Source organism: Ruegeria sp. Alg231-54 (assembly GCF_900143525.1).
Lineage (GTDB): Bacteria > Pseudomonadota > Alphaproteobacteria > Rhodobacterales > Rhodobacteraceae > Ruegeria.
Genome location: NZ_FREZ01000001.1, coordinates 128,121 through 151,314, shown reverse-complemented (window position 1 = coordinate 151,314; position 23,194 = coordinate 128,121). Strand labels below are relative to the sequence as shown.

Below are 23,194 nucleotides of genomic sequence, written 5' to 3'. Positions count from 1 at the left end.
ATCAGGAGGGCGTTATGGCCAATCGCATGTCACGGGGTGAGTTCGTAGCACTTGTCGCAATGATGTTTGCGACGATCGCGTTTTCGATCGATTCCATGTTGCCTGCACTGCCAAATATCGGCGCGCAACTCAGCCCGAACGACGTCAACAAAGCCCAGCTGATCCTGACTTCGTTTGTGTTGGGCATGGGGATTGGCACGTTTTTCACCGGTCCGCTGTCGGACGCCTTTGGCCGCAAACCAGTGATTTACGTCGGATCGGCACTGTATATCATCGCTGCGGCAGCTGCCTGGGCCAGTTCATCACTCGAAATGCTATTGGTCGCCCGTGTCTTCCAGGGGATCGGATGTGCGGCCCCGCGCGTGGTGGCCATGGCAATTATTCGCGACCTGTATTCGGGCCGCGAGATGGCGCGGATTGTATCGATAGCAATGATGATCTTCACCCTGGTACCGGCGATTGCGCCAATGCTTGGTGCCGGCGTGATCGCACTGACCGGATGGCGGGGTATCTTTGCCTCATTCATCCTGTTCTCACTGATCACCATCGTCTGGATGGGCCTGCGCCTTCCGGAACCCTTGTCGGCCGAAAACCGTCGCCCGCTGCGCCTGCCCCTTATACTCGACGCTGCGCGCCAGATGTTCACACATCCAACTGTCCGACTGTCGATCTTGGTTCAGACACTGTGTCTGGGCATGTTGTTCACCATGCTGACGATGGTTCAACCGGTCTACGATGTCATCCACGACAGTGCCGACAGTTTTCCGTTCTGGTTCGGGTTCGTGGCGTTGATGGCGGGCTCAGCCAGCCTGTTAAACGCGGCACTCGTTATCAAATTGGGCATGCGCCGGATCGTGACATGGGCGTTGGGTGCGCAGGTCCTCTTTACCACAGCTGTCATCGCCCTGAATGCGGCAGACCTTTCGCCCACCATGTCTTTCGCCGTTTTCGTAAGCTGGCAAACGGCAGTCTTCTTTATGGCAGGCATGACTATGGGCAACCTGAACGCCATCGCGATGGAGCCAATGGGCCATATCGCGGGCATGGCAGCCTCGGTGATCGGAGCGATCTCGACCGTGTTTGCAGCCGCGATTGCGGCCCCCATCGGGCAGATGTTCGACGGGTCTATCACCCCGCTGGCTGTTGGCATCCTGGCCATGAGTGCCGCGGGCTTCGGCCTGATGCTGCATATGGGGCGGATCGAAAACAGGCTTCCAGCCTGATCTGTGCAGGAACGGTGAATCAGGCTAACATCTGCTCAATATGAGTGGAGTTTTTCAGTGAGCGACTACTACGATCTTGGCGCATATTCCTGTCCGATAACGACGGCCTCAGCAGACGCACAGCTTTGGTTCGACCGAGGGCTGAATTGGACCTACGGCTATAACCACGACGAAGCGGTTGTGTGTTTTCAGCGCGCGCTTGAGTTTGACCCCGACTGCGCGATGGCCCACTGGGGCGTGGCCTATGCGGCAGGGCCAAACTACAACCTGCCATGGAACCTGTTGGATGACCGTGGGCAGCGAAAAGCGCTGGCGCTTGCCTTTGATGCCACGCAGAAAGCCATGGCTCTGGTCGATAGCTGCACATCGGTTGAACAAGCCCTGATCCACGCCCTGCCCGCGCGGTATCCTCAACGCGATCCTGTCGACGACATGCATAGCTGGGACCACGATTTCGCCGATGCGATGCGGGCGGCCTTTTCTGAGCAGTCGGATCACCTTGATCTGCGGACCATCTATGTCGAGGCGTTGCTCAACCTGACCCCTTGGCAGATGTGGAACTTGAGAACCGGTGAGCCTGCTGAAGGCGCAGCCACGTTGGAGGCGCAAAAAGCCCTGGAAGACGCAATGGCCGACGACCCGGCAGCCATGTCGCACCCGGGCTTGCTGCACCTCTATGTTCATCTGATGGAGATGTCGCCGACACCAGAAAAGGCTCTGAAGGCTGGCGATGTGTTGCGCACATTGGTCCCGGATGCGGGGCATTTGGTACATATGCCAACCCATATCGACGTGTTGTGCGGGCACTATCAGAACGTCGTCCACTGGAATGAAAAGGCGACCGAGGCTGACCTTAAGTATTATGAGCGCGAAGGCGCGTTCAACATCTACACAGGCTATCGCCAGCACGACTATCATTTTGCCATCTATGGCGCGCTTTTCCTTGGCCAGATGGAACCCGCGCTGCGCGCTAATCAGGGCATCTGGGACACCACCCCCGAAGAGATGCTGCGCACCGAAAGCCCGCCCATGGCGGATTTTTTCGAAAGCTACATGTCGATGGGGCCGCATATCCTGATCCGATTTGGCCGGTGGGAAGAAGCAAAGGCCCTGCCCTTGCCCGAGGATCAGGACCTCTACCGTACTGTCACCGCAACCACCCATTACGCACGTGCAATCGCCTATGCGGCCACCGGTCAGGTGGCCGAAGCAGAGGCCGAAGAGCAACTGTTCCTTGCCGCTAAGGATCGGGTTCCGGAAACCCGGCTGCTGCACAACAACCGCGTGATCGACTTGCTGGACATCGCCCGCGAAATGCTGCGCGGAGAGATTGAGTATCGCAAAAGCAACTATGACGCCGCATTCGCCCATCTTAGGCGCTCGGTCGAATTGGACGACACGTTGCCCTACGACGAGCCTTGGGGTTGGATGCAACCCGCGCGCCACGCGCTTGGTGCGTTGTTGTACGAACAGGGCCACGTGCCCGAGGCCGAAGCAGTGTATCGCGAGGATCTAGGGCTTGGCGGCACTCTGAGCCGCGCCTCAATCCACCCCGACAATGTCTGGAGTTTGAAGGGCCTGCATGATTGTCTGAAAGCACGCGGTGAGACAGTTGAGATCAAATTGATCAAACAACGTCTTGATCTGGCGCTTGCCCGCGCTGACCGGGCCGTCGGGGCCTCGTGTTTTTGTGCGCAGGCAGCGATGAAGGCCGCAGAATGATCCGCGCATTTCTGTTGTCACTGTTGGTCTGCGGCCCGGCTCTGGCGGACCGCCAGTCCTTTCCACCGGTGGATGAGGCAGAACGCGACCCTGCTTTGGTGGCCTTTCGCGATAGACTGTTGGCCAGCGTGGCCACGCGGGACACCAAAGCCGTGATCGCAGCGGCCTGCCCGGACATCTACCTCAGCCATGGCGGAAACGGCGGGCCTGAGGAGTTTCTCGAATACCTCGCCCCGGACATCGGCGGTTCTCAGGAACATCAGAACCGCGATACCTACTGGGGCGATCTGGAGACCACCCTGTCCCAACCGGGCTATTTCGACGACGAGGGTGAGTTTTGGATGCCGCATCAATGGCAGATCACCCTGCCTGCCTCATTGGACCCTTACGTGGCCTACTTTGTAACCGGTGAGGACGTCACCCTTCGGCAAGCGGCCGAACCGGGCTCCCCAGCGCTGAGCCTCATCAGCTACGAGATCGTCATCGTCCCGAACTATCGCGACGGTGCCGACTATCAACCGGTGATGCTGACCGACGGCACGCGGGGATTCATGCACGGCGACTTTCTCTGGCCCATGACAGGCCACCGCGCCGCATTCGTAAAATCCGACGCGGGCGAATGGCAATTGTGCACTTTCGTCAGCGGAGACTAGGCATTCGCCTTTTTCTTCTTCGCTGCCATGACCTTTTCCGCCAGATCGCGGGCGATGGCGAATGCGCCTTTAATCTTGTCGCTGTCCTTCTTCCAATCACGTCTGACGACGATCTTGTTGTCCTTAACCTTGGCCAAACCGCGTTGGTTCTGAATGAACTCGACCAAACCCTCTGGCGAGGCGAACTTGTCGTTGTGGAACTGGATTGTCGCGCCTTTCGGCCCGCCATCCAGCTTGGCGATCCCTGCCCGCTTGCACATCGCCTTGATACGCACGACCAGCATCAGGGTATTCACCTCTTTCGGCAGCGTTCCGAACCTGTCAATCAGTTCTGCGGCAAAACCTTCCAGCTCGACCTTGGTCGAAAGCGATGACAGGCGACGATAAAGCCCCAAACGCACATCCAGATCGGGCACGTAATCTTCGGGGATCAGAACCGGTACGCCCAGATTGATCTGTGGCGCCCATTGGTCGTCGGCTTCCGACAGGCCTTCCATCTCACCGGCTTTGATCTTGGCAATCGCCTCTTCCAGCATCGATTGATACAGCTCATAGCCGACGTCGCGCATCTGGCCAGATTGTTCCTCACCCAGCAAGTTGCCCGCACCACGAATGTCCAGATCCTGCGACGCCAGCGTGAACCCGGCCCCCAGAGTATCCAGCGAGCCCAGAACCCGCAGGCGCTTTTCGGCTGTCGCCGTCAGTTTCTGACGCGGCTTGGTGGTCAGGTACGCATAGGCACGGGTTTTAGACCGCCCTACCCGACCACGGATCTGATAAAGCTGCGCCAGCCCGAACATGTCCGCCCGGTGCACGACCATCGTGTTCGCGGTGGGAATATCAAGCCCGCTTTCGACAATCGTCGTCGCCAACAACACGTCGTATTTTCCGTCATAAAAGGCGTTCATACGATCATCGAGTTCGCCCGCCGCCATTTGCCCATGTGCCACCATATAAGTCAGTTCGGGCAGCTGTTCTTTCAGGAACTCCTCGATCTCTGGCAGGTCGGAGATACGGGGAACAACGTAAAAGCTCTGCCCGCCACGATAGTGTTCGCGCAATAGCGCCTCGCGGACAGTGACCGCGTCGAATTCGCTGACATAGGTACGAATGGCCAGACGGTCGATCGGCGGTGTGCCAATGATCGACAGATCGCGCACCCCGGTCAGTGACAGTTGCAGTGTCCGAGGGATCGGTGTGGCGGTAAGGGTCAGAACGTGAATGTCGCTGCGCAGCTGCTTAAGTCGTTCCTTGTGACCGACGCCAAAATGCTGTTCTTCGTCGATGATCAACAGGCCCAGATTGTTGAACCGGATACCCTTGGCCAGCAACGCATGGGTGCCGATCACGATGTCGACGGTCCCGCGCGCCATACCATCACGGGTCTGCTGTGCATCTTTCGCGGACACAAAGCGCGATAGCTGCCGCACCTCCAACGGGAAGCCCCGGAACCGTTCCTTGAAGCTGGCTGCATGCTGACGGGCCAGCAAGGTGGTCGGTGCGATCACGGCCACCTGAACACCGGACATCGCGGCGACAAAGGCCGCGCGCATGGCAACCTCGGTTTTGCCAAAGCCCACGTCACCACAGATCAACCGATCCATCGGCGCGCCGGAATGCATGTCCTCCATCACCTCGGAAATCGCGCGCAACTGATCATCGGTTTCCTGATATGGAAAGCGCGCGCTGAACTCCTCCCACGCGTGGGGCGGCGGATCCATGACCGGAGCTTTGCGCAATGCGCGTTCCGCAGCGATACGGATCAGCTTGTCCGCCATCTCGCGAATGCGTTCTTTCAGCTTGGCTTTCTTAGCCTGCCACGCACCTCCACCCAAGCGGTCCAGCAGACCTTCGTCATGGCCGTATTTCGACAGCAACTCGATGTTCTCGACCGGCAGATACAGCTTGGACTGTTCGGCATATTCCAGCAGCAGGCATTCATGCGCAGCACCGGCCGCCGTGACCACTTCCATCCCAATGTACCGCCCGATCCCGTGGTCGACATGCACCACCAGATCACCGGGGCTGAGCGATTGGGTTTCGGTCAAGAAATTCTCGGCCTTGCGGCGCTTCTTAGGCTGGCGGATGAGGCGGTCACCCAGCACGTCCTGCTCAGCGATCACGGTCAGACCGGGCGTTTCAAACCCGTGCTCAAGCGCCCAGACAGCCAGATGCAATCCGCGTTTGCCAATCCGGGTGCCATCGGTGACAGGGACGGCTTCGGCCAGGCCTTCATCCTCGATCAAGCCTGTTAGACGCTCTCGCGCCCCTTCAGAATACGACGCAATCAAGACGGGCCCCTTGGCCATCTTGTCGGTGATATGGCTTGCCAAAGCACCAAACAGGCTAATGTTTTCCTGCTGCCGCTCTGGTGCGAAATTGCGGCCAATCCGCCCGCCTGCATCGATCACACCGGGACCGCTGGCCTGAGGCAGCGGGCTGAACTGCATCACCCGCCGGTCCCCGACCGCCTGCTCCCATGCGGCATCGTCCAGATAGAGCAATCCAGGTGGTGTAGGCTTATACACCGTATCCATGCGCGAACGATTTTCCAGCGCCAGACGCCGCGTTTCATACTGATCGGCAATTGTATCCCAGCGGGCAAGCCGCGTGGGTGTCACCTGATCATCCACAGTGATCGTCGCATCCGGCAGATAGTCAAACAGGGTTTCCAGCTTTTCGTGGAAGAACGGCAGCCAGTGTTCGATGCCCTGATGCTTGCGGCCCGCGCTGATCGCCTCATACAGCGGATCATCGGTGCCCGCCGCGCCAAATTCGATGCGATAGTTTTGGCGGAACCGCGTGATGGCGGCGTCATCCAGAATGACCTCGGAAACCGGAGCCAATTCGACAACATCCAGCTTTTCGGTCGTGCGTTGCGAAACCGGATCGAACCGGCGCGCGCCGTCCAGCACGTCTCCGAACAGATCCAAACGCACTGGGCCGGATTCACCGGGGGGAAAAATGTCGATGATACCGCCGCGAACCGCATAATCACCCGGCTCCATCACCGTCGGACTTTGCGTGAACCCCATGCGCACAAGGAAGTTCCGCAGCGCCGTTTCGTCCACGCGGTGGTTCACGCGGGCGGTAAAAGCAGCCTCGCGTAGCACATCCCGCGCAGGCACCCGCTGGGTCGCGGCATTCAGCGTGGTCAGCAGGACAAATCGATCCGGCATCTGATGCACCAGTGCCGCCAAAGTCGCCACACGCGCCGCTGCTATGTCGGCGTTGGGCGACACCCGGTCATATGGCAGGCAGTCCCACCCGGGGAACACAAAGACCGGCATATCGGGGCCAAAGAAAGCCAGTGCGGCCCGCATCGCCTCCATCCGTTTGTCGTCACGCGCGACGTGGCAGACCGGCCCGCCAGCGCGCACGATCTCATTCAGAACAAGCTGTGCGTCAAACCCTTCGGGAGCGCCGCCAACCGTCACATGGTTCGGAGCTGTCATCGCCTTGCCTTTCTGATTTTCATCCCCCGAGAACGCCGATCGAGACGTTCTGGTACATACCCCAAAGTGACGTGATGACAATTGAGATCATACCAATGATCTGGGTGTAAATCCTGCAGCGTACAAGGATCTTTGACACGCTTCCGAGCACCGGCTCGATGCCTTGCAACTTGCGCGCGGCGCGAATGTTGATCAGCATCACCAAACTCACGGGGAACAGCAACAAAAACACGGCCTGCGCAAATTCAATGCCATAGTAGAAACCCAGCATCGCTAGCCCGGTAAAAAAGAAACAGCATAAGGCAAGAATAACAAGGCCAGACATATCAACAATGTAAAGCAGCCTATTGCCGTTGATCCGAACGATATCCAGCAGGTCCTGCTCGGACTGTCCGCCAACACGGCGGGCACGCACAAGCAGATCGTAGGGAACCCCCATCGCCCAGTGACTGGCCGACGACCAGAGCACCGCCAACACAATCCAGTACCACAGATTCGAAAAGCTGCGCATGTCGATAAGTTCGAAAATCGAAGAGTGCAAATCCACGCATCAGCCCTTTGTTCATTGTCCTTGGGGCGTACTTCGCGCAGGCGCGTCCAATGTTACCCTTGAGACCATCGGGAATTCATGCCACCCAATGCACGATTATTCAAGAAGAGCGCGACATGAAACCGACCATCGCCCCCTACCCCCTTACGCGATTTCGCCGGGCGCGCCAATCCAGCGCCATTCGTGGGTTGGTGCGGGAACACGCGTTGACAACGGACGATCTGATCTGGCCGGTTTTTGTGCGCGATGGTGAAGGCATTGAAGAACCCGTACCTTCGATGCCCGGCGTTGTGCGGCGCTCGGTCGATCTGATCGCCAAGGCCGCAGTCGAGGCACAGGCTATTGGCATCCCGGCGATCTGCATCTTTCCCTATACTGTTCCCAGGCTGAAAACCGAAGATTGCGCCGAGGCGTGGAACGTTGACAACCTGTCGAACCGGGCCATTCGGGCGATCAAATCTGCAGCGCCCGATATCGCCGTGATGACCGACGTGGCGCTGGATCCATACAACATCAATGGCCATGACGGCTATGTTGTCGATGGCGAGATTGTGAACGATCAGACCGTCGAGGCGTTGGTCAAGATGACATTGGCGCAGGCCGAGGCCGGGGCCGACATCATTGGCCCCTCGGACATGATGGATGGCCGCATCGGCGCGATGCGTCGCGCGCTTGAGGGTGCCGGGCACCACAACGTGATGATCCTCAGCTATGCAGCCAAATATGCCAGCGCATTCTATGGCCCCTTCCGCGATGCAGTAGGCGCGGCGGGTGCGCTGACCGGAGATAAGAAAACCTACCAGATGGACCCGGCCAATTCGAACGAGGCACTGCGCCTGATCGAGCGTGACCTGTCAGAGGGCGCAGACATGGTGATGATCAAGCCGGGCATGCCCTATCTGGATATCTGTCGCCGCGTGAAAGACACGTTTGGCGCGCCAACCTATGCCTATCAGGTGTCCGGTGAATACGCGATGATACAGGCAGCTGCGCAAAACGGCTGGATTGATGGTGAGAAGGTCATGCTGGAAAGCCTGTTGGCCTTCAAACGTGCGGGTTGCGACGGAATCCTGACCTACTTTGCACCACAGGTTGCACGCATTCTTCAAGGCTAAAACCCCGGGCGGTCGCGATTTTTCGCCGATTGTGAACGCTGTTGGGCCAGCTTTCCCGTGACACACGGGCGCAATCGGCGTATTCTTGCACACAAGATCGGGAACACCCGACACTTCAGGCAGTTTATACAGAGAAAAAACATGAGCAGTTCCAACTCTCCCCGACTAAACCGTCGTGGCTTTGCGCTTGGCATGGCCGGGCTCACACTGACCGCTGCATGCGGAAACGGTGTAGGCAATTCCAATGCGGCCCAGATCGACGCACGTGTGAACGTGACGCTGAACGAAATGTTCAGCAAGTACCCCAACACCGTCGAGATCGCCGAAAAAGCCGACGGCATGCTGGTGATGCCGTTGATCACCGAGGCCGGATTCATCTTTGGCGGTGCCTATGGCCAGGGCGCGCTGCGCATCAACGGTGCAACGGTAGACTATTACTCGGCCCTATCCGGCAGTGCTGGTCTGCAGATCGGCGCGCAACAATATGCGCATGTCCTGTTCTTTATGACGCAGGACGCCCTAGATGACTTCCGCCGCTCCAGCGGTTGGACCGCAGGTGCGGATATCGGCTATGTCGTCGATGCCACCGGCGACTCGCTCTCAACCGACACAACCCAATTGCGCAAACCGGTACTTGCCGCCGTTTTCGGACAGGCCGGTTTGAAATTCGGCGCGACCGTCGAAGGCACCAAGTACACGCGCATTATCCCCTGATACCGAATACCACCCCCCCTTTGCCACGGACCCCGCCACATGTTCAAAACCATGTGGCGGGGTTTTTCATCTCAACATGTTAACTCAACGTTCGCGCGGCGTTCCTCTTTCGGTTGCCCGGTCCTTCCAGTAGGGTTCAGCCAATAATTTCTTATGGGGATATGGGGCGTTCATGGGTCTTGTCTTTCGCTGGCTGGTTCGGATTGCTACGGGCCTGATCCTGTTGGCCGTTGCGGCTGTGGGTCTTGTCTACTTCCTGGCCAGCCAGTCCCTTCCGGATTATGACCAGACCGTCGAAGTCAGCGGGCTGCGTGCGCCGGTCGAGATCGTGCGTGACACCGCCAATGTTCCGCATATTCTGGCCGAAAGCGACCCTGACGTATTCTTTGGCCTGGGCTATGCTCATGCGCAGGATCGCCTGTGGCAGATGACCGTGATGCGACGCACTGCGCAGGGCCGTTTATCCGAAGTGTTCGGCAAGCGCACTGTCCCTATCGACAAGCTCTTGCGCCGTTTTGACCTTTACAGTCTTGCCCACCGCTCGGTCGAGGTGCAGGACGATTACACCAAAGCTGCGCTGCGCGCTTATTCTGCGGGCGTCAATGCCCGGCTGGATGAGATCAATGAGAACGCATTGGGACGCGGCGCGCCCGAGATGTTCCTTTTCAACGCATCTGTATCGCCGTGGCAGCCCGGCGACAGCATTGCGATCATCAAACTGATGAGCCTGCAACTGTCTGGCCATTTGAAAGATGAGGTCCTGCGCGCCCGCACATCCCTGATGCTGAACGATCCAAAGCGGCTGGCCGATATCCTGCCAGACGTACCGGGCGCGGGTATTGCGGCGCTGCCGGAATATGCGTCTTTGTTCCCAGAACTGCCGCGCTATGCCGAAGGCACGCCAATGCCCGACACGCCGCTGTCACCATTCCCTAAACGCGGCTTGGCCGGGGCGTCGAACGCGTGGTCGGCCGCGCCCTCGCGTTCCGCGATCGGAGGCACCCTGCTGGCCAATGACCCCCATCTGGGTCTGACCGCACCGGGCATTTGGTACCTGGCACGGCTTGAGCTTGCCAAAGGCGGTGTTATCGGCGCGACCATTCCGGGCGTTCCGGCGATCATGACGGGCCGCAGTGATAGGTTGGGCTGGGGCCTGACCTCGTCTTACCTGGACGATCAGGATGTCCACATCGAACAGCTGAACCCGGAAAACCCAGAAGAATACCTGTCGCCTGATGGTTTCAAACGGTTTCGCTCGCGCCCCTCGATCATCGAGATCAAAGACGAAGCCCCCATCACCCTGACTCTGCGCTGGACCGAGAACGGACCCGTCTTGCCCGGTAGCCATTACGATCTGGAAACGATCACCCCGCCCGGGCACGTTGCCTCATTGGCCTGGACCGCACTTAGCCCGCGCGACACGTCGATGACGGCTTCGATGGCATTAATGAATTCGGACAGTGTGCGCGAAGCCATCGACGTGGCCGAACTGTTCATTGCGCCGTCGCAAAACCTGTCGCTGGTCGACAAGGACACGATCGGCATGAAGCTGATCGGCGCAATGCCTGGCCGAGACATTCGCAACCAAAGCCGCGGCCGTATCCCAACGCCCGGTTGGTTGGCCGAGAACCTGTGGCAAGGCCGCTTGCCTTATGCAAACAACCCCGAATTCGTGACGCCAGCAGGCGGGATTCTGGGCAATACAAACAACAAGATCATCGACCGCCCCTTTCCCAACCACGTCTCATACGAATGGGGCGACACCCAAAGGGTGCACCGTTGGGAACGCCTGATGCAATCGCGCGAGGTTCACACCCGCGACAGCTTTATCGAAGCGCAACTTGATACCGTCAGCTTTACCGCCCGTTCACTTCTGCCGCTAATCGGCGCCGATCTTTGGTTTACCGGAGCCTCTGCGCCCGAGGGCACACCGGAACGCCAGCGTCAGGTCGCGCTGGCCCTGCTGGCCGAGTGGAACGGTGAGATGAACGAGCACCTGCCTGAACCGCTGATCTATGCCGCATGGTTGCGCGCGCTGCAAATCCGGCTGATCTCGGACGAGCTGGGGCCGCTGGCGGCCGAATACAAACATGTTGAGCCGCTGTTCATCGAACGGGTGTACCGCGATATCGACGGCGCGTCGGTCTGGTGCGACGTGCGTCAGAGCGCACCCGTGGAAACCTGTACCGACATGGCACGACTGGCGCTGGACGATGCGCTGATCTGGATCAGCGAAAAATACGGTGGTTCGCTGGAATCCCTGCGCTGGGGAGACGCCCATCAGGCCACGCATGACCACCCGGTTCTGGGCACGGTTCCCGTTCTGCGGTTCTTCGTCAACATCCGCCAATCCACCAGCGGCGGCGACAACACCCTGCTGCGCGGGCGGACATCGGGCGAAGGGCCCAACCCTTTCCAAAACGTCCACGGTGCGGGATATCGCGGTGTCTATGATTTTGCCGATCCCAACAGTTCGGTCTTTATCACGGCCACAGGTCAGTCGGGGCATTTCCTGTCGCGCTACTACGACGATCAGGCCCAGCTTTGGCGGCGAGGTGAGTATATCCCTATGTCACTGGACATGGATCTGGCCCGCGCGGCAGCGGTCGGCGTAACCAACCTGACCCCGCGCTGATTTCACTGCTTCGGCAGGACCTTGCCCCTTTTGCAAGCTGCCGTGGACGCGCGCAGGTGTTTTCGCCTACGATCTGCAAGCCGACAATTCGGGACCTTGGGGGTACAGATGGCCAGTATTCGGGATATGATGAACAATCTCGCGCGCGATTACGCAATCGCGTGGAGCTCCGGCGACCCAGAGGCCGTTGCCGGCTTTTTTGCACCCGACGGGCAGATCACGATCAACCGGGGTGAACCAATTGTCGGCCGTGCCGCCGTCGCAGACATGGCGCGCGGATTCTACGCCGACTTCCCGGATCTGGAAGTGCGCTGCGACATGCTGCGTTGGGCCGGATCACACGCGATTTTTGTCTGGACGCTGGAAGGCCATCACTCAGAGACCGGCAACCACGTCGTCACGCGTGGTTGGGAAGAATGGGAATTGACCGCTGACAACAAGGTGCAAACGTCGCTGGGTTGGTTCGATGCTGACGACTATCAGCGCCAGATAGACGGGCAGTAGCGGACGCCCCGCCTAAACGCGCGTGATCTGGTAGTCGCGCGGAATGCCTTCTGTCACCTTGAACCAAGTCGAGGCTTTGGTTCGCGCCTGATGGGCGTCAAAGGCCGCTTGGTTTTCAAAAATTTCGTGTACGTCGAACCGACCGGGAATATCCGCGTCTTCTGTAACGTCGAATGTGATGCAACCCGGTTCGGCCCGAGTCAGGGCGATGTGGTCCGGCAACGCCTCACGCACCTGTGTGACACGGTCGACAGGCACCGAAATATGACCACGCAGAACCACCTCAATTTTTGCCATCGTGACCTCGCTTGTCGATCAAAGCGCGGCGAACTGCGCCGCCTGCTTGTCAGTCCACAATACGGTGATCTGAAATCCGTCATCCGTCTGCTCTTCGGATTGAACAACATCCTGACGGAACAGCCACGCACGCTTGTTGCCCTCGGCAAACGCCAGAGTCAGAACCGTCTCGTGCCGAACTCCTTGCAAATTAACCGCGATCTCGGCCAGCAACGGTTCGATACCTTCGCCCGTAACGGCGGAAATGGCAAAGATCGATGGGTCGCGGTCGGCCCGGGCAAACGTGGCCTCGCGCTCATCTTCGTTCAACAGGTCGATTTTGTTCCAGACCTCAAGCCGGGGCCGTTCATCATCAACGCCCAACGAGGTCAAAATGGTTTCGACATCCCGGGCTTGCGCCTCGGTGTCTTCATGGCTGATGTCGCGCACATGCACGACGATATCAGCACCCAGAACCTCTTCGAGTGTGGCGCGGAAGGCCGCGACCAGTTCGGTTGGCAAGTTCGAAATGAACCCTACCGTGTCCGACAGAATCACCTCGGGACCATCGGGCAGTTCAACCCGCCGCATGGTCGGATCCAGCGTGGCAAACAGCATGTCCTTTGCCATTACCTCGGCCCCGGTCAGGCGATTGAACAAAGTTGATTTACCGGCGTTCGTATAGCCCACCAACGCAACAATCGGATATGGCACCTTGGCCCGAGCAGCTCGGTGCAAGGTCCGGGTCTTGATCACCTTCTGTAATTGACGGCGCAGGCGCACAAGCTGATCGTCGATCGCCCTTCGGTCAGCCTCGATCTGGGTTTCACCGGGACCACCGACAAACCCCAACCCGCCTCGCTGGCGTTCGAGGTGGGTCCAGGCGCGAACCAGACGCGTACGCTGATAGCTGAGCGCGGCCATCTCGACCTGCAGCACACCTTCACGGGTACGAGCGCGGTCGCTGAAAATCTCCAAAATCAACCCGGTCCGATCGAGGATTTTAACCTTCCAAGCCTTTTCCAGATTGCGCTGCTGAACTGGAGTCACGGGACCATCGATCAGAACCAGCTCGACCTCAGCGTCATGAAACCGTTCGCCCAGCTCCTCGATCTTGCCGGTCCCGAACAACAGCCCTGGCTGGGCACGTGGCAGACGCACAATATCGGACCCGATCACATCCAGATCGGGCAAAGCGGCAGCCAGTGCCACCGCCTCTTCCAACGCCGGTCCAGGGACACGGCGCTGTTCATCTGATTTGATTTCCGGATGCAGCACCCAAGCACGGGTGCGCGTCCTGTCGTGTTCCATCAAGAGGCGTCTTCGCCCTCATACAGGTTGATCGGCTGCGACGGCATGATCGTTGAAATTGCGTGTTTGTAGACCAGCTGCGACTGTCCGTCGCGGCGCAACAATACGCAGAAATTGTCGAACCAGGTGATGACACCCTGCAATTTCACACCGTTGATCAGGAAAATTGTGACCGGGACCTTTGCTTTCCGTACATTATTCAGGAACGCGTCCTGCAGATTCTGTCTGTCCGAAGCCATATTATTATAATCTCGCCATTGTTCTTGCTACGCGCTGCGGACCAACGCGCTCCCTCTGGCAGAGTATGGAGTGTCGTTAACCGATATTCCAGATGAAAAATAAGGTGTCGGCAAAGGTGAGGATTCTTAGTCTCGCCAGAGGGTTGGCGTAATCAGCGCAATGATCGCCAAAGTTTCCAATCGCCCGATCACCATCGCCGCACACATGGTCAGCTTTGCGCCCCAGGGCAAATCGACCAGACGGATGGGAACATCGGTGGCCAGTTCGATCAGCGGCCCGGTGGTGCTGAGCGCCGCAACGCTGAGGACCATCGCCTGTTCAAACCCCGACCCCATCGCGGCCAGCAGCAGATTGAACAGTGCTGCGGTCAAGGCGAACATCATCAGGAAGATCCAGGCGATAAAGGCCCCGTCGCTTTGAATGCGACGGTTACCGCCGCCAATGCCACTAACGGATGAGGGGTAGATCAACCGATCAATCTCGCGCGCGCCATTAAGGTACAGGGCAAAGACCCGCAGCAGTTTGACCCCGCCCGCCGTTGTGGCCACCCCGCCTCCGATCAGGGCGAGCCCCATCAGGATCAGCCCGGGGGTGCCAAGGCCGGACAATTGCTGCGCATCGTTCCAGTTGGCGCTTTCGAATCCGGCTGTGGTCAGGAAAGACAGCGCCGTAAAGATCATGCCCCAGATTACGCTAAGCGCCTGCAGCGGTTCCAACTGATTGCCGATTTCCAGAACACCGGCCCAGACGCGCGCGAACAACAGTGCCGCGACGACACCGACAATCATCAGGCCAATCCGGAATTCAGGGTCTTGGTCCAGCCGGGAATAGCCTGTGGTTGCCGTATCTGTCGAAAAGGTCAGCCGCGACAAGGCGAAGAACAGGAACAGAAACAGGATCGCCTCGCCCGTTATTCCGGCCTGCGCCCCCTCCAGTCCGCCGACCGGAGATATCCCCGACGTGGCCATGGTTGACATGGCGTGACACACGGCAGTCAGGCCGTTTTCTCCGGCGATCAGCAGCAGGATCCATATGGTTGCGGTCAGACCGGTATAGACTGGTGTCAAGGTCCGGGTCACACGGATCAGACGGCCGCGGGGGTCGACCTCTTCGCTTTGTGCGACGCCCGACACCGGGCGACCGGGCTGGCCGCGCGCCGTAATCTCGAACCCACCCAGCGACAAGGGCGCCAGAATTGCAGCCGCAGCAATCCACATCAGCAAGCCACCCATCCAGCCGACCAAAGCACGCCACAGGTGCAGCGGTGCGGTCAGGCGATCCGGGTCCGGAAACAGATCTGCACCGGTGGTGGTCACAGCACTGACCATATCAAAATACGCATTCAAAAAGGTGGTGGTGCCCAAGGCATCATGCAGCGGAATCGCCAGAAACAGCGGCAGAACGGTAAAACAGCCCAGCAACACGGCCAGTTGCCCCAGCGTCCCGCGTCGCGGCACCCTGTTTGATGCTGCTACAGCGATTGTGGATACCACGAACAGTCCCAGAAGACCGGAATAGAAAAACGATCGCGACGTGTCGTGATCATCCAAGGCCAGCGCGTAAATCGCCGGAACCCACATCGACAGCGCGGCGATTCCCCAGATCAACAGAAACAGCGGCAACCGCTGTATCAAAGTGATCTGTTGTCTCCGAGCGCGCGCCATCAGAAGAAATCGATTGAAACCTGCATAAGGCGCTCGACCTCGGGCACGTCCTTGGCCATCGCAAAGATCGCCACCACGTCCTTTTCGTCGATCCGCAGGCTGCCTGTCGGGCGCAAAAGCTCATCGCCTTTTCGTACGGCACCTACCAGAACACCTTCGGGAAAATCGATATCCCGCAGCTTCTGCCCTGCCATGGGTGAGGTCGACAGCACCTCGGCCTCGATCACTTCTGCCTCGGCATCCCCGATAGAATAGACCTGCCTCACCCGCCCGTGGCGAATATGGCGCAGGATCGAGCTGACAGTGGTTGCACGCGGATTGATATAGGCGTCGATCCCCAGCGGCCCCATAAGGGCCACCATGCTGGGATCATTGATCAACGCAATTGCCAAGGCACAACCTTCGGCCTTGGCCCGCACCGCCGCCAGCATGTTGGCACGGTCGTCATCGGTGACTGCCAGCATCGCGTCGGCGCGTTCGATCCCGGCCTCGCGCAACAAGGCGGCATCCAGCCCGTCGCCATTCAGGACAATCGTGCGTTCCAGTGTTTCGGCAGCGATTTCAGCGCTTTGGCGATCACGCTCGATCACCTTGGCGCGTACCCGGCTTTCACGCTCTTCCAGCGTCCGGGCCACTTCCAACCCGACATTGCCGCCACCAACGATCACGACGCGGTCCTGTTTCTTTTGGGCCTTACCAAAAACCTCCATCGTGCGGTCCACGTCTTTGACATTGGTAAAGACGTAGCATTCGTCGCCGACAAACAGCTGATCTTCGGATTCAGGCGCAAACAGCGTGCCATCGCGCCGAACACCGACAACGATTGAGCTGAGGGTCGAAAACAGGTCCGTGAGCTGCCGCAAAGGGGTGTTCACGATGGGGCAATCTTCGTCGATGCGAATGCCCAGAAGCTGCGCCTGCCCATCCATGAACATCTCGGTATCAAAGGCGGACGGGGCTGAAAGGCGACGCATGGCAGCGGCTGCGACTTCGCGTTCGGGGCTGATCACGACGTCGATGGGCAAGTGGTCACGACGGAACAGATCCGAATGGATCGCCTGCAAATACGATTTCGCCCGCAACCGCGCGATCTTGCGTTGGATGGAAAAGATCGAATGCGCCATCTGACAGGTGACCATATTCACCTCGTCCGAATGCGTCGCTGCGATGATCATATCGGCATCCCGTGCGCCTGCCCGTTCCAGCACGTCAGGATAGCTGGCAAATCCGGCAATCCCCTGAACATCCAGCGTTTCCGTCGCCCGGCGCACCAGATCGGGATTGTTGTCCACCACCGTTACGTCATTCAGTTCGCCCGACAAGTGACGTGCGATCTGCCAGCCGACCTGACCGGCACCGCATATGATGACCTTCATGTTTCTGGCCCTTCTGCCTGAAATCCTTGAATGACAGATGCCCCTATAGCGGTCAATTGAATTGTCATTCAGACAAAGCTGGGGCAAGATAACCCTATGAAATCAGTGCTTCACTTACTAATTCCACTGACCGTCCTGTCCGCATGCAGCGGCCCACTTTCGCTGTACTACCGCGAAGGTGAAAGCGTGTCGCGCGCGCAGTCCGAGACCACGCAATGTCAGGTTAAGGCGGTAAATGACGTTCCCGTCGCCAATCAGGTGCGGCAGAGCCCGCCCACATATTGGCCGGGACGCACTTATTGCGACAACCGGGGGCACTGCTATCGCTCGCCTGGTTGGTGGGAACCCGGGCGCGTGTATACGGTCGACGTGAATGCCGGTCTTCGCAATCAGGTCGAGGCCCAATGCATGGCCAAAAAAGGCTTTCGTCCGGTCAGCCTGCCACCCTGCAAACAGAGCGTAAAGTCTCAGGTTCCGCCTGCTCGCACAACGAAGCTGCCCCCGCTGGGAACCCAATCCTGCTATGTGAAGTTCGACGACGGCTCGTTTCAGATAATCAACCCGGGTCAGGCAGGGTAATGTCCCGGCGGATTACTCCGCCGGTTCCGGTTCGTCGATTTGCGCCACCCGTGCCCCGGATTTGTTCGAGGTCACAACACCAAGCGATTTGAGCTTACGGTGCAGCGCGCTGCGCTCCATGCCAACAAAGCTGGCGGTTCGGCTGATATTGCCACCAAAGCGGTTGATCTGGGTCAGCAGGTATTCGCGCTCGAACGCTTCGCGCGCTTCGCGCAGCGGCAGGGTTGCCAGTGCCCCAGACAAAACCACGCGACCCGAGTCGTCGGTTTTCTCTTCTTCGGTTGGCAATTCGCGGGCTTCGATTGGACCTGTTCCATCGCCCAGGATCAGGACGCGCTCGATCAGGTTCTTCAGCTGACGCACATTGCCGGGCCAGGTCATGGTCTGCAACAATGCCACCGCCTCTTCCGAGATCTCGCGAATTGGCAAACCTTGGGATTCGTTGCACATTTCAATGAAATGCTGTGCCAGAACCGGAATATCCTCGCGCCGGTCCTCCATCGATGGCACGGCGATCGGTACGACGTTCAGGCGGTGATACAGCTCTTCACGGAACCGGTCAGCTTCGATTTCGGCATCAAGATCGCGATTTGTCGACGAGATGACCCTCAGATCCACTCGCACCTTGTCAGACCCGCCTACCCGCTGGAATTGCTGGTCGACCAGAACCCGCAGAATCTTGGATTGCGTCCCTAAGGGCATGTCGGCCACTTCGTCAAAGTAGATCACGCCTCCGTGGGCCTCTTCCAGCAAGCCGGATTCGATCCCGCGTTCCGTTGACTCGCGCCCGAATAGCACCTCTTCGACGCGTTCAGGCTCAATCCCTGCGCAGTTAACGGTGACGAATGGCGCGTTTGCGCGGTTGGAATGGGCGTGGATGTAACGCGCGGCAATCTCTTTGCCCGACCCGGCTGGCCCGCTCAACATCACACGGCCGTTCGACTTGGTGACCTTGTCCAACTGGCTCTGCATCGCCCGGAACGAGGCCGATTTGCCGATCATGTCCGAGTTGGTGACCTCACGCCGCTTGAGCGAAGCATTCTCGCGGCGCAAGCGCGAGGTCTCCATGGCGCGGCGGATCACGACCATCAACTGATCAATGTTGAACGGCTTTTCGATAAAATCGTAAGCGCCCTGCTTGATGGCGGCCACAGCAATTTCGATGTTGCCGTGACCGGAAATGATCACCACCGGCACGTCGGGGTTGTCGCGTTTGACCGACTTCAGGATATCGATCCCGTCCATACGGCTGTCTTTCAGCCAGATATCAAGGATCAACAGACCCGGTGGCTCGGAATTGATCGACGACATACACTCGTCCGAGTTTGCCGCCAGCCGGGTTGAATAGCCTTCGTCCTCCAGAATGTCGGACACCAGTTCGCGAATATCGCGTTCGTCATCTACGATCAGAATGTCGCTCATCTTTGGCCTGCTTTCAGTTTGTTAGTATGAATTGCCTGCTTTTGTGGCGCTGTAGTCTGGGAAATTTTGCCCCCCGGCAAACGGATCACGGCCATCGCACCGAAATGGTCCTGTCCGTCGAAAACGGGCGCGTCTTCCAGGGTCAGCGCTCCGCCATGTTCTTCTATGATTTTCTTGACGATGGGCAGGCCCAGACCCGTGCCCTCGTCGCGTGTAGTGACATAGGGTTCAAACAACCGCGCCCGATCTTCGGGCAGCCCTATGCCATTGTCCGCTATTGTAATGACCGTCCCCGCATCATCGTTGGAAATGTCCACTTTGATCTGTGGCTTCAAATTTTCTGGCGGGTCTTTTTTCTTAAGTGTTTCAATGGCCTCGCCCGCGTTCTTTATCAAATTCGTCAGCGCTTGGTTCAACATCGTCGCGTCTACATCCGCCAGGATGGGCTTGTCCGGTAGGGTCGCGTCGATCTGCACATCCGGCTGTCCGGCTTGCTGCAACAGAACAGCTTCGCGCACCAAGCCGACGACGTCTTCCTCACGCCGATCGGGTTCAGGCATCCGCGCGAATTTTGAGAATTCGTCCACGATCCGCCGCAGATCGTTGGTTTGCCGCACGATCACATCGGTCATGGATACAAGGCTGTCACAATCCTCTTCGTCCAGTTTGCGCGAGAATTTGCGCTTGATCCGTTCCGCGCTGAGCTGGATGGGCGTCAGCGGGTTCTTGATCTCATGGGCAATACGGCGGGCCACATCGCCCCAGGCCGCCATACGCTGTGCACTGACCAGATCGGTCACATCATCGAAGGCCACCACGTAGCCCTCCAGCCCTCCATCCTCGCCGCGCCGGATCGCCATTCGCACCAGTAAGTTTTCCAACCGCCCCTTGCGCGTGACCTTAACCTCACCCTGCACGGCCTCTTGACCGCTGCCTTTCAGATTTTCGAATAAGGGAAGGAATTCGGGGACCGCGATGCCGATAGCCAATTGTTCTTCACCGCGCGACCAGTCCAGAAGACGCTCGGCCGAGCGATTTACGAATGTGACACATCCATCCGAATCGACGCCGACTACACCGGACGTCACCGAACTAAGCACCGAATCGAACAGGCGGCGGCGGCGTTCGATCTGACGCGTATTTTCCAATAACGTGTCACGCTGCCCTTTAAGTTGCCGCGTCATCTGATTGAAATAACGACCTAACATGGCGATTTCGTCATCGCTGGCCTCTTCGATGACCTGAACGCTCAGATCCCCGGCGCCGACCCTTTGTGCAGCTGTAGTCAGACGGCCAACCGGGCGCGACAGGCGTTCAGCGAACCACATCCCCAACGACATCGCGGCAAGGATCAGGATGACCGCAAAGCCCAAGTACAGGAGCCCGAATTCGAAAAGAACCCGGCCCCTTTCACTTTCAAGCTGTTGGTAGAACTGAACCGTTTCCTTGGTGTCATCCAGCAATTTCAGCAGTTCGCCATCCACCTCTCGGCTAACATAGAGATACCGGTCCAGATACGCCTGCAACGGCGCCAGCGCGCGGAACTCGTTGTTTTGCCAATCGGCAATGATCAGAAGGCCGCTGTCGGTTGCTTCAACCATCTGCTCCGGTGTCGGTGGTTCATAGTTGAACAAGTAGGATCGGTCGCCACGGGATTTTATTTCTCCACTGCCATCAATGACATAGGCCTCGCGCAAGCCCCGCTGAATCTGCGATTGTCCTTGTGCCAGAACCTCGCGCAATTCTGCGTCCGAGATGTAGAAGTCCAGCGTTCGCGCATTGTCGAGGAATCGAGAAAGAACGATAGCGTCCTGTGTCAGGCCGCTGCGGTGTTCAAGCTCATAGGCCTCGGCCGCCGACAGGGATGATCCTACAACCTGACGGACCCGATCCGAAAACCATCCCTCAAGTCCGATATTCACCGTAAGGCCGGCAAAGATCGCGACGGTCACTGTCGGCACTAGGGCCAGCAAGGTGAACGCACCGATCAGCCGCAGGTGCAGACGAGACCCGGCAGATTTTGCCCGGCGTGCAGCGATCAGGCTGAACACCTGCCCCAGAACAAGTGCTGCAACGACCAGCACATAAACCAGATCCGCCAGCAGAATCAGCCGCAGCGTGGGCGCTGCCGAACCCAAATCAAACGGACCGATGACCAGATATGTGGCCAACGCCAGAAGCGGCCCCAAAAGGACCAGCCCCAAGGTGCTAAAATTGCGCAGCTTTCGGGATTTTCGCCACCGATCAATCGATAGGATCAGCCCGCTCTGTGCTCGGGTTGCCACCGTCTGCCCTCATCCTGATGTGCCGCTTACGCGGCGTACCGCCATATCTCGTGGTCGTTGCCGGGCTTGTACCCGGATGCCACGCTTTGTGTGGCGATATTACATCAGTTTGCGTCGGCGTGTCACCTGAATATCGAGATCGGTGATTTTTTTGCGCAGCGTATTTCTGTTGATCCCCAGCAAATCCGCACATTTCGCCTGATTTCCGCCGGTTGCGTCCAGTGCCTGCTCGATCAAGGGGCCCTCAACCTCGCGTAGGATGCGCTGATACAGGCCCGGAGGTGGCAACAAATTGCCGTGCAGATCGAAATAGCGACGCAAATGACGGGCCACGGAGGCCGAGAGTTTCTCCCTTTCGCCGTCACCAAGAATCGGTTCCGCTTCGGGCTGACTGCCCAAAACCATCTCAACCTCGGCTTTCGATATTTCTTCTGCCCGGCTGGTCAGGCTTAAACGTCGGATCGCGTTTTCCAGCTGTCGCACATTACCGGGCCAGGAATACCGACGCACCAGCTCTACCGCCTCGGGGCTGAGCCAGCGATTTGTGCCATGTTCCCGTTCCTCGCGGGCAAGGAAGTGATCAACCAGCAGGGTGATATCATCCACCCGCTCGCGCAGCGCAGGCACATGGATCGTCGCACCGCACAGTCGATAATACAGATCCTGACGCACACGCCCGCTTTCCATCGCTTCGGTCAGATCCGATTGGCTGGTCGCCATGAAACGCGGAAGATGATCGCCGGGCGTGTCCATCATCCGGACAATACGTGCCTGGACCTCATCTTCGATATCAGCGATCTCATCAATTAACAGGGTGCCACCCCGCACCCTGGCCATAATGCGCGCAGGTCCCTCTAGGTCACGCAGATCACCGGCGGTCGCAGTGACGAAGGGCAGCGTGCGCCGGTCCGAGAAATCATGAATAGCCCGCGCTATCAATGACTTGCCAGTGCCACTTTCACCGGAAATCATGACTGAAAGATCGGTATTCATCACACGTGCCACTAGGCGGTACAGCGCCTGCATCCCCGGAGTGCGCCCAACCAGCGGCAGTTCCTCGGGGCGATCATCAACGGGCGTAACCGCCTCCGCCTGCACACGTTGTTTTTGCTCCAAGGCCCGTGCGGTCCGCTTCATCAGGTCCGGCAGGTCAAAGGGTTTGGGGAGATAGTCATATGCGTCCGCCTCGGCCGCCTGAATGGCGGTCATGATCGTGTTCTGCGCCGAAATCACGATGACCGGCAAACCCGGACGGTCCTGCGCGATCTTGGGCAACATCTCGAGCCCGTTGCCATCCGGCATGACGACGTCCGAGATTACAACATCCCCTTTGCCCTCACCGACCCAGCGCATCAGAGTGGTCAGCGAGGATGTCGCATGCACCTTGCACCCGGCCCGCGTCAGGGCCTGAGTCAGTACGGTTCGGATTGTGCGATCGTCATCTGCGACCAGTACTGTGCCATCCATCAG

General features: G+C 58.6%; 18 protein-coding genes. 8 read left to right on the top strand and 10 right to left on the bottom strand.

Annotated features, from left to right (window positions below):
• The first annotated feature begins 14 nt into the window (after window positions 1–14).
• Genes DHN12_RS00775 through DHN12_RS00765 form a run of 3 tightly spaced genes read left to right on the top strand, consistent with a single transcriptional unit; the run spans window position 15 to window position 3,598 of the window.
• Window positions 15–1,223 carry an MFS transporter gene (locus DHN12_RS00775; protein WP_108858478.1) on the top strand — a complete coding sequence of 403 codons (1,209 nt, stop codon included), beginning with the start codon at window positions 15–17 and terminating at the stop codon, window positions 1,221–1,223.
• Window positions 1,224–1,280: 57 nt separating this feature from the next.
• Window positions 1,281–2,945: a tetratricopeptide repeat protein gene (locus DHN12_RS00770; protein WP_108858477.1), complete on the top strand. Its 1,665-nt coding sequence runs from the start codon at window positions 1,281–1,283 to the stop codon at window positions 2,943–2,945.
• Window positions 2,942–3,598, top strand: coding sequence for a hypothetical protein (locus tag DHN12_RS00765; protein WP_108858476.1), 657 nt, complete (start codon window positions 2,942–2,944; stop codon window positions 3,596–3,598). The genes DHN12_RS00770 and DHN12_RS00765 overlap by 4 nt, the downstream gene beginning before the upstream one ends.
• Here the strand turns inward: DHN12_RS00765 and mfd are convergent.
• Window positions 3,595–7,053, bottom strand: a complete 3,459-nt coding sequence (mfd, locus tag DHN12_RS00760; RefSeq protein WP_108858475.1) for a transcription-repair coupling factor — start codon at window positions 7,051–7,053, stop codon at window positions 3,595–3,597. The genes DHN12_RS00765 and mfd overlap by 4 nt on opposite strands.
• Window positions 7,054–7,072: 19 nt before the next feature.
• Window positions 7,073–7,600: a component of SufBCD complex gene (locus tag DHN12_RS00755; RefSeq protein ID WP_108858474.1), complete on the bottom strand. Its 528-nt coding sequence runs from the start codon at window positions 7,598–7,600 to the stop codon at window positions 7,073–7,075.
• A gap of 119 nt (window positions 7,601–7,719) precedes the next feature.
• On the opposite strand from DHN12_RS00755, the gene hemB reads away from it, so the two are divergent.
• The 4 genes from hemB (at window position 7,720) to DHN12_RS00735 (ending at window position 12,571) form a co-directional block, all read left to right on the top strand.
• Window positions 7,720–8,718 carry a porphobilinogen synthase gene (gene hemB, locus DHN12_RS00750; RefSeq protein ID WP_108858473.1) on the top strand — a complete coding sequence of 333 codons (999 nt, stop codon included), beginning with the start codon at window positions 7,720–7,722 and terminating at the stop codon, window positions 8,716–8,718.
• Between the two features lie 141 nt (window positions 8,719–8,859).
• On the top strand, window positions 8,860–9,432 hold the full coding sequence (locus DHN12_RS00745; RefSeq protein WP_058278080.1) for a YSC84-related protein: 573 nt from the start codon (window positions 8,860–8,862) through the stop codon (window positions 9,430–9,432).
• Window positions 9,433–9,604: 172 nt separating this feature from the next.
• Window positions 9,605–12,067: a penicillin acylase family protein gene (locus DHN12_RS00740; protein WP_108858472.1), complete on the top strand. Its 2,463-nt coding sequence runs from the start codon at window positions 9,605–9,607 to the stop codon at window positions 12,065–12,067.
• A 108-nt stretch (window positions 12,068–12,175) separates the two neighbouring features.
• A complete protein-coding gene (locus tag DHN12_RS00735; protein ID WP_108858471.1) occupies window positions 12,176–12,571 on the top strand; it encodes a nuclear transport factor 2 family protein in 396 nt (131 codons plus the stop codon).
• Window positions 12,572–12,583: 12 nt separating this feature from the next.
• Here DHN12_RS00735 and DHN12_RS00730 read toward each other — a convergent pair whose 3' ends face one another.
• From DHN12_RS00730 to trkA, 5 genes are all read right to left on the bottom strand, one after another.
• A complete protein-coding gene (locus DHN12_RS00730) occupies window positions 12,584–12,868 on the bottom strand; it encodes a putative quinol monooxygenase (protein WP_108858470.1) in 285 nt (94 codons plus the stop codon).
• Window positions 12,869–12,886: 18 nt separating this feature from the next.
• Complete coding sequence (gene hflX, locus DHN12_RS00725) at window positions 12,887–14,158, bottom strand: GTPase HflX (protein ID WP_108858469.1); 1,272 nt, start codon at window positions 14,156–14,158, stop codon at window positions 12,887–12,889.
• Window positions 14,158–14,397, bottom strand: coding sequence for an RNA chaperone Hfq (gene hfq / locus DHN12_RS00720; protein ID WP_005982826.1), 240 nt, complete (start codon window positions 14,395–14,397; stop codon window positions 14,158–14,160). Before hfq ends, hflX begins: the two co-directional genes overlap by 1 nt.
• Before the next feature lie 126 nt (window positions 14,398–14,523).
• Complete coding sequence (locus DHN12_RS00715) at window positions 14,524–16,062, bottom strand: TrkH family potassium uptake protein (RefSeq protein WP_108858468.1); 1,539 nt, start codon at window positions 16,060–16,062, stop codon at window positions 14,524–14,526.
• A complete protein-coding gene (gene trkA / locus DHN12_RS00710) occupies window positions 16,062–17,438 on the bottom strand; it encodes a Trk system potassium transporter TrkA (protein ID WP_108858467.1) in 1,377 nt (458 codons plus the stop codon). The genes DHN12_RS00715 and trkA overlap by 1 nt, the downstream gene beginning before the upstream one ends.
• A gap of 96 nt (window positions 17,439–17,534) precedes the next feature.
• On the opposite strand from trkA, the gene DHN12_RS00705 reads away from it, so the two are divergent.
• Window positions 17,535–18,017 carry a hypothetical protein gene (locus DHN12_RS00705; RefSeq protein WP_058278087.1) on the top strand — a complete coding sequence of 161 codons (483 nt, stop codon included), beginning with the start codon at window positions 17,535–17,537 and terminating at the stop codon, window positions 18,015–18,017.
• A gap of 12 nt (window positions 18,018–18,029) precedes the next feature.
• On the opposite strand, the gene DHN12_RS00700 is transcribed toward DHN12_RS00705, so the two are convergent.
• The 3 genes from DHN12_RS00700 to DHN12_RS00690 all read right to left on the bottom strand — a co-directional run bounded on the left by DHN12_RS00700 (window position 18,030) and on the right by DHN12_RS00690 (window position 23,191).
• Complete coding sequence (locus tag DHN12_RS00700) at window positions 18,030–19,439, bottom strand: sigma-54 dependent transcriptional regulator (RefSeq protein ID WP_108858466.1); 1,410 nt, start codon at window positions 19,437–19,439, stop codon at window positions 18,030–18,032.
• Window positions 19,436–21,724 (bottom strand): PAS domain-containing sensor histidine kinase, encoded by a 2,289-nt coding sequence (locus DHN12_RS00695; RefSeq protein WP_108858465.1) that lies wholly within the window; start codon window positions 21,722–21,724, stop codon window positions 19,436–19,438. Before DHN12_RS00695 ends, DHN12_RS00700 begins: the two co-directional genes overlap by 4 nt.
• 99 nt (window positions 21,725–21,823) lie before the next feature.
• Window positions 21,824–23,191: a response regulator gene (locus DHN12_RS00690; RefSeq protein WP_108858464.1), complete on the bottom strand. Its 1,368-nt coding sequence runs from the start codon at window positions 23,189–23,191 to the stop codon at window positions 21,824–21,826.
• Window positions 23,192–23,194 lie beyond the last annotated feature (3 nt).

Coding starts and splice junctions, on each gene's coding strand:
- DHN12_RS00735 (WP_108858471.1), top strand. CDS start 12,176: ATGGCCAGTATTCGGGATATGATGAACAATCTCGCGCGCGATTACGCA.
- DHN12_RS00705 (WP_058278087.1), top strand. CDS start 17,535: ATGAAATCAGTGCTTCACTTACTAATTCCACTGACCGTCCTGTCCGCA.
- DHN12_RS00740 (WP_108858472.1), top strand. CDS start 9,605: ATGGGTCTTGTCTTTCGCTGGCTGGTTCGGATTGCTACGGGCCTGATC.
- DHN12_RS00745 (WP_058278080.1), top strand. CDS start 8,860: ATGAGCAGTTCCAACTCTCCCCGACTAAACCGTCGTGGCTTTGCGCTT.
- DHN12_RS00775 (WP_108858478.1), top strand. CDS start 15: ATGGCCAATCGCATGTCACGGGGTGAGTTCGTAGCACTTGTCGCAATG.
- DHN12_RS00730 (WP_108858470.1), bottom strand. CDS start 12,868: ATGGCAAAAATTGAGGTGGTTCTGCGTGGTCATATTTCGGTGCCTGTC.
- hflX (WP_108858469.1), bottom strand. CDS start 14,158: ATGGAACACGACAGGACGCGCACCCGTGCTTGGGTGCTGCATCCGGAA.
- hemB (WP_108858473.1), top strand. CDS start 7,720: ATGAAACCGACCATCGCCCCCTACCCCCTTACGCGATTTCGCCGGGCG.
- DHN12_RS00700 (WP_108858466.1), bottom strand. CDS start 19,439: ATGAGCGACATTCTGATCGTAGATGACGAACGCGATATTCGCGAACTG.
- trkA (WP_108858467.1), bottom strand. CDS start 17,438: ATGAAGGTCATCATATGCGGTGCCGGTCAGGTCGGCTGGCAGATCGCA.
- DHN12_RS00715 (WP_108858468.1), bottom strand. CDS start 16,062: ATGGCGCGCGCTCGGAGACAACAGATCACTTTGATACAGCGGTTGCCG.
- DHN12_RS00765 (WP_108858476.1), top strand. CDS start 2,942: ATGATCCGCGCATTTCTGTTGTCACTGTTGGTCTGCGGCCCGGCTCTG.
- hfq (WP_005982826.1), bottom strand. CDS start 14,397: ATGGCTTCGGACAGACAGAATCTGCAGGACGCGTTCCTGAATAATGTA.
- mfd (WP_108858475.1), bottom strand. CDS start 7,053: ATGACAGCTCCGAACCATGTGACGGTTGGCGGCGCTCCCGAAGGGTTT.
- DHN12_RS00690 (WP_108858464.1), bottom strand. CDS start 23,191: ATGGATGGCACAGTACTGGTCGCAGATGACGATCGCACAATCCGAACC.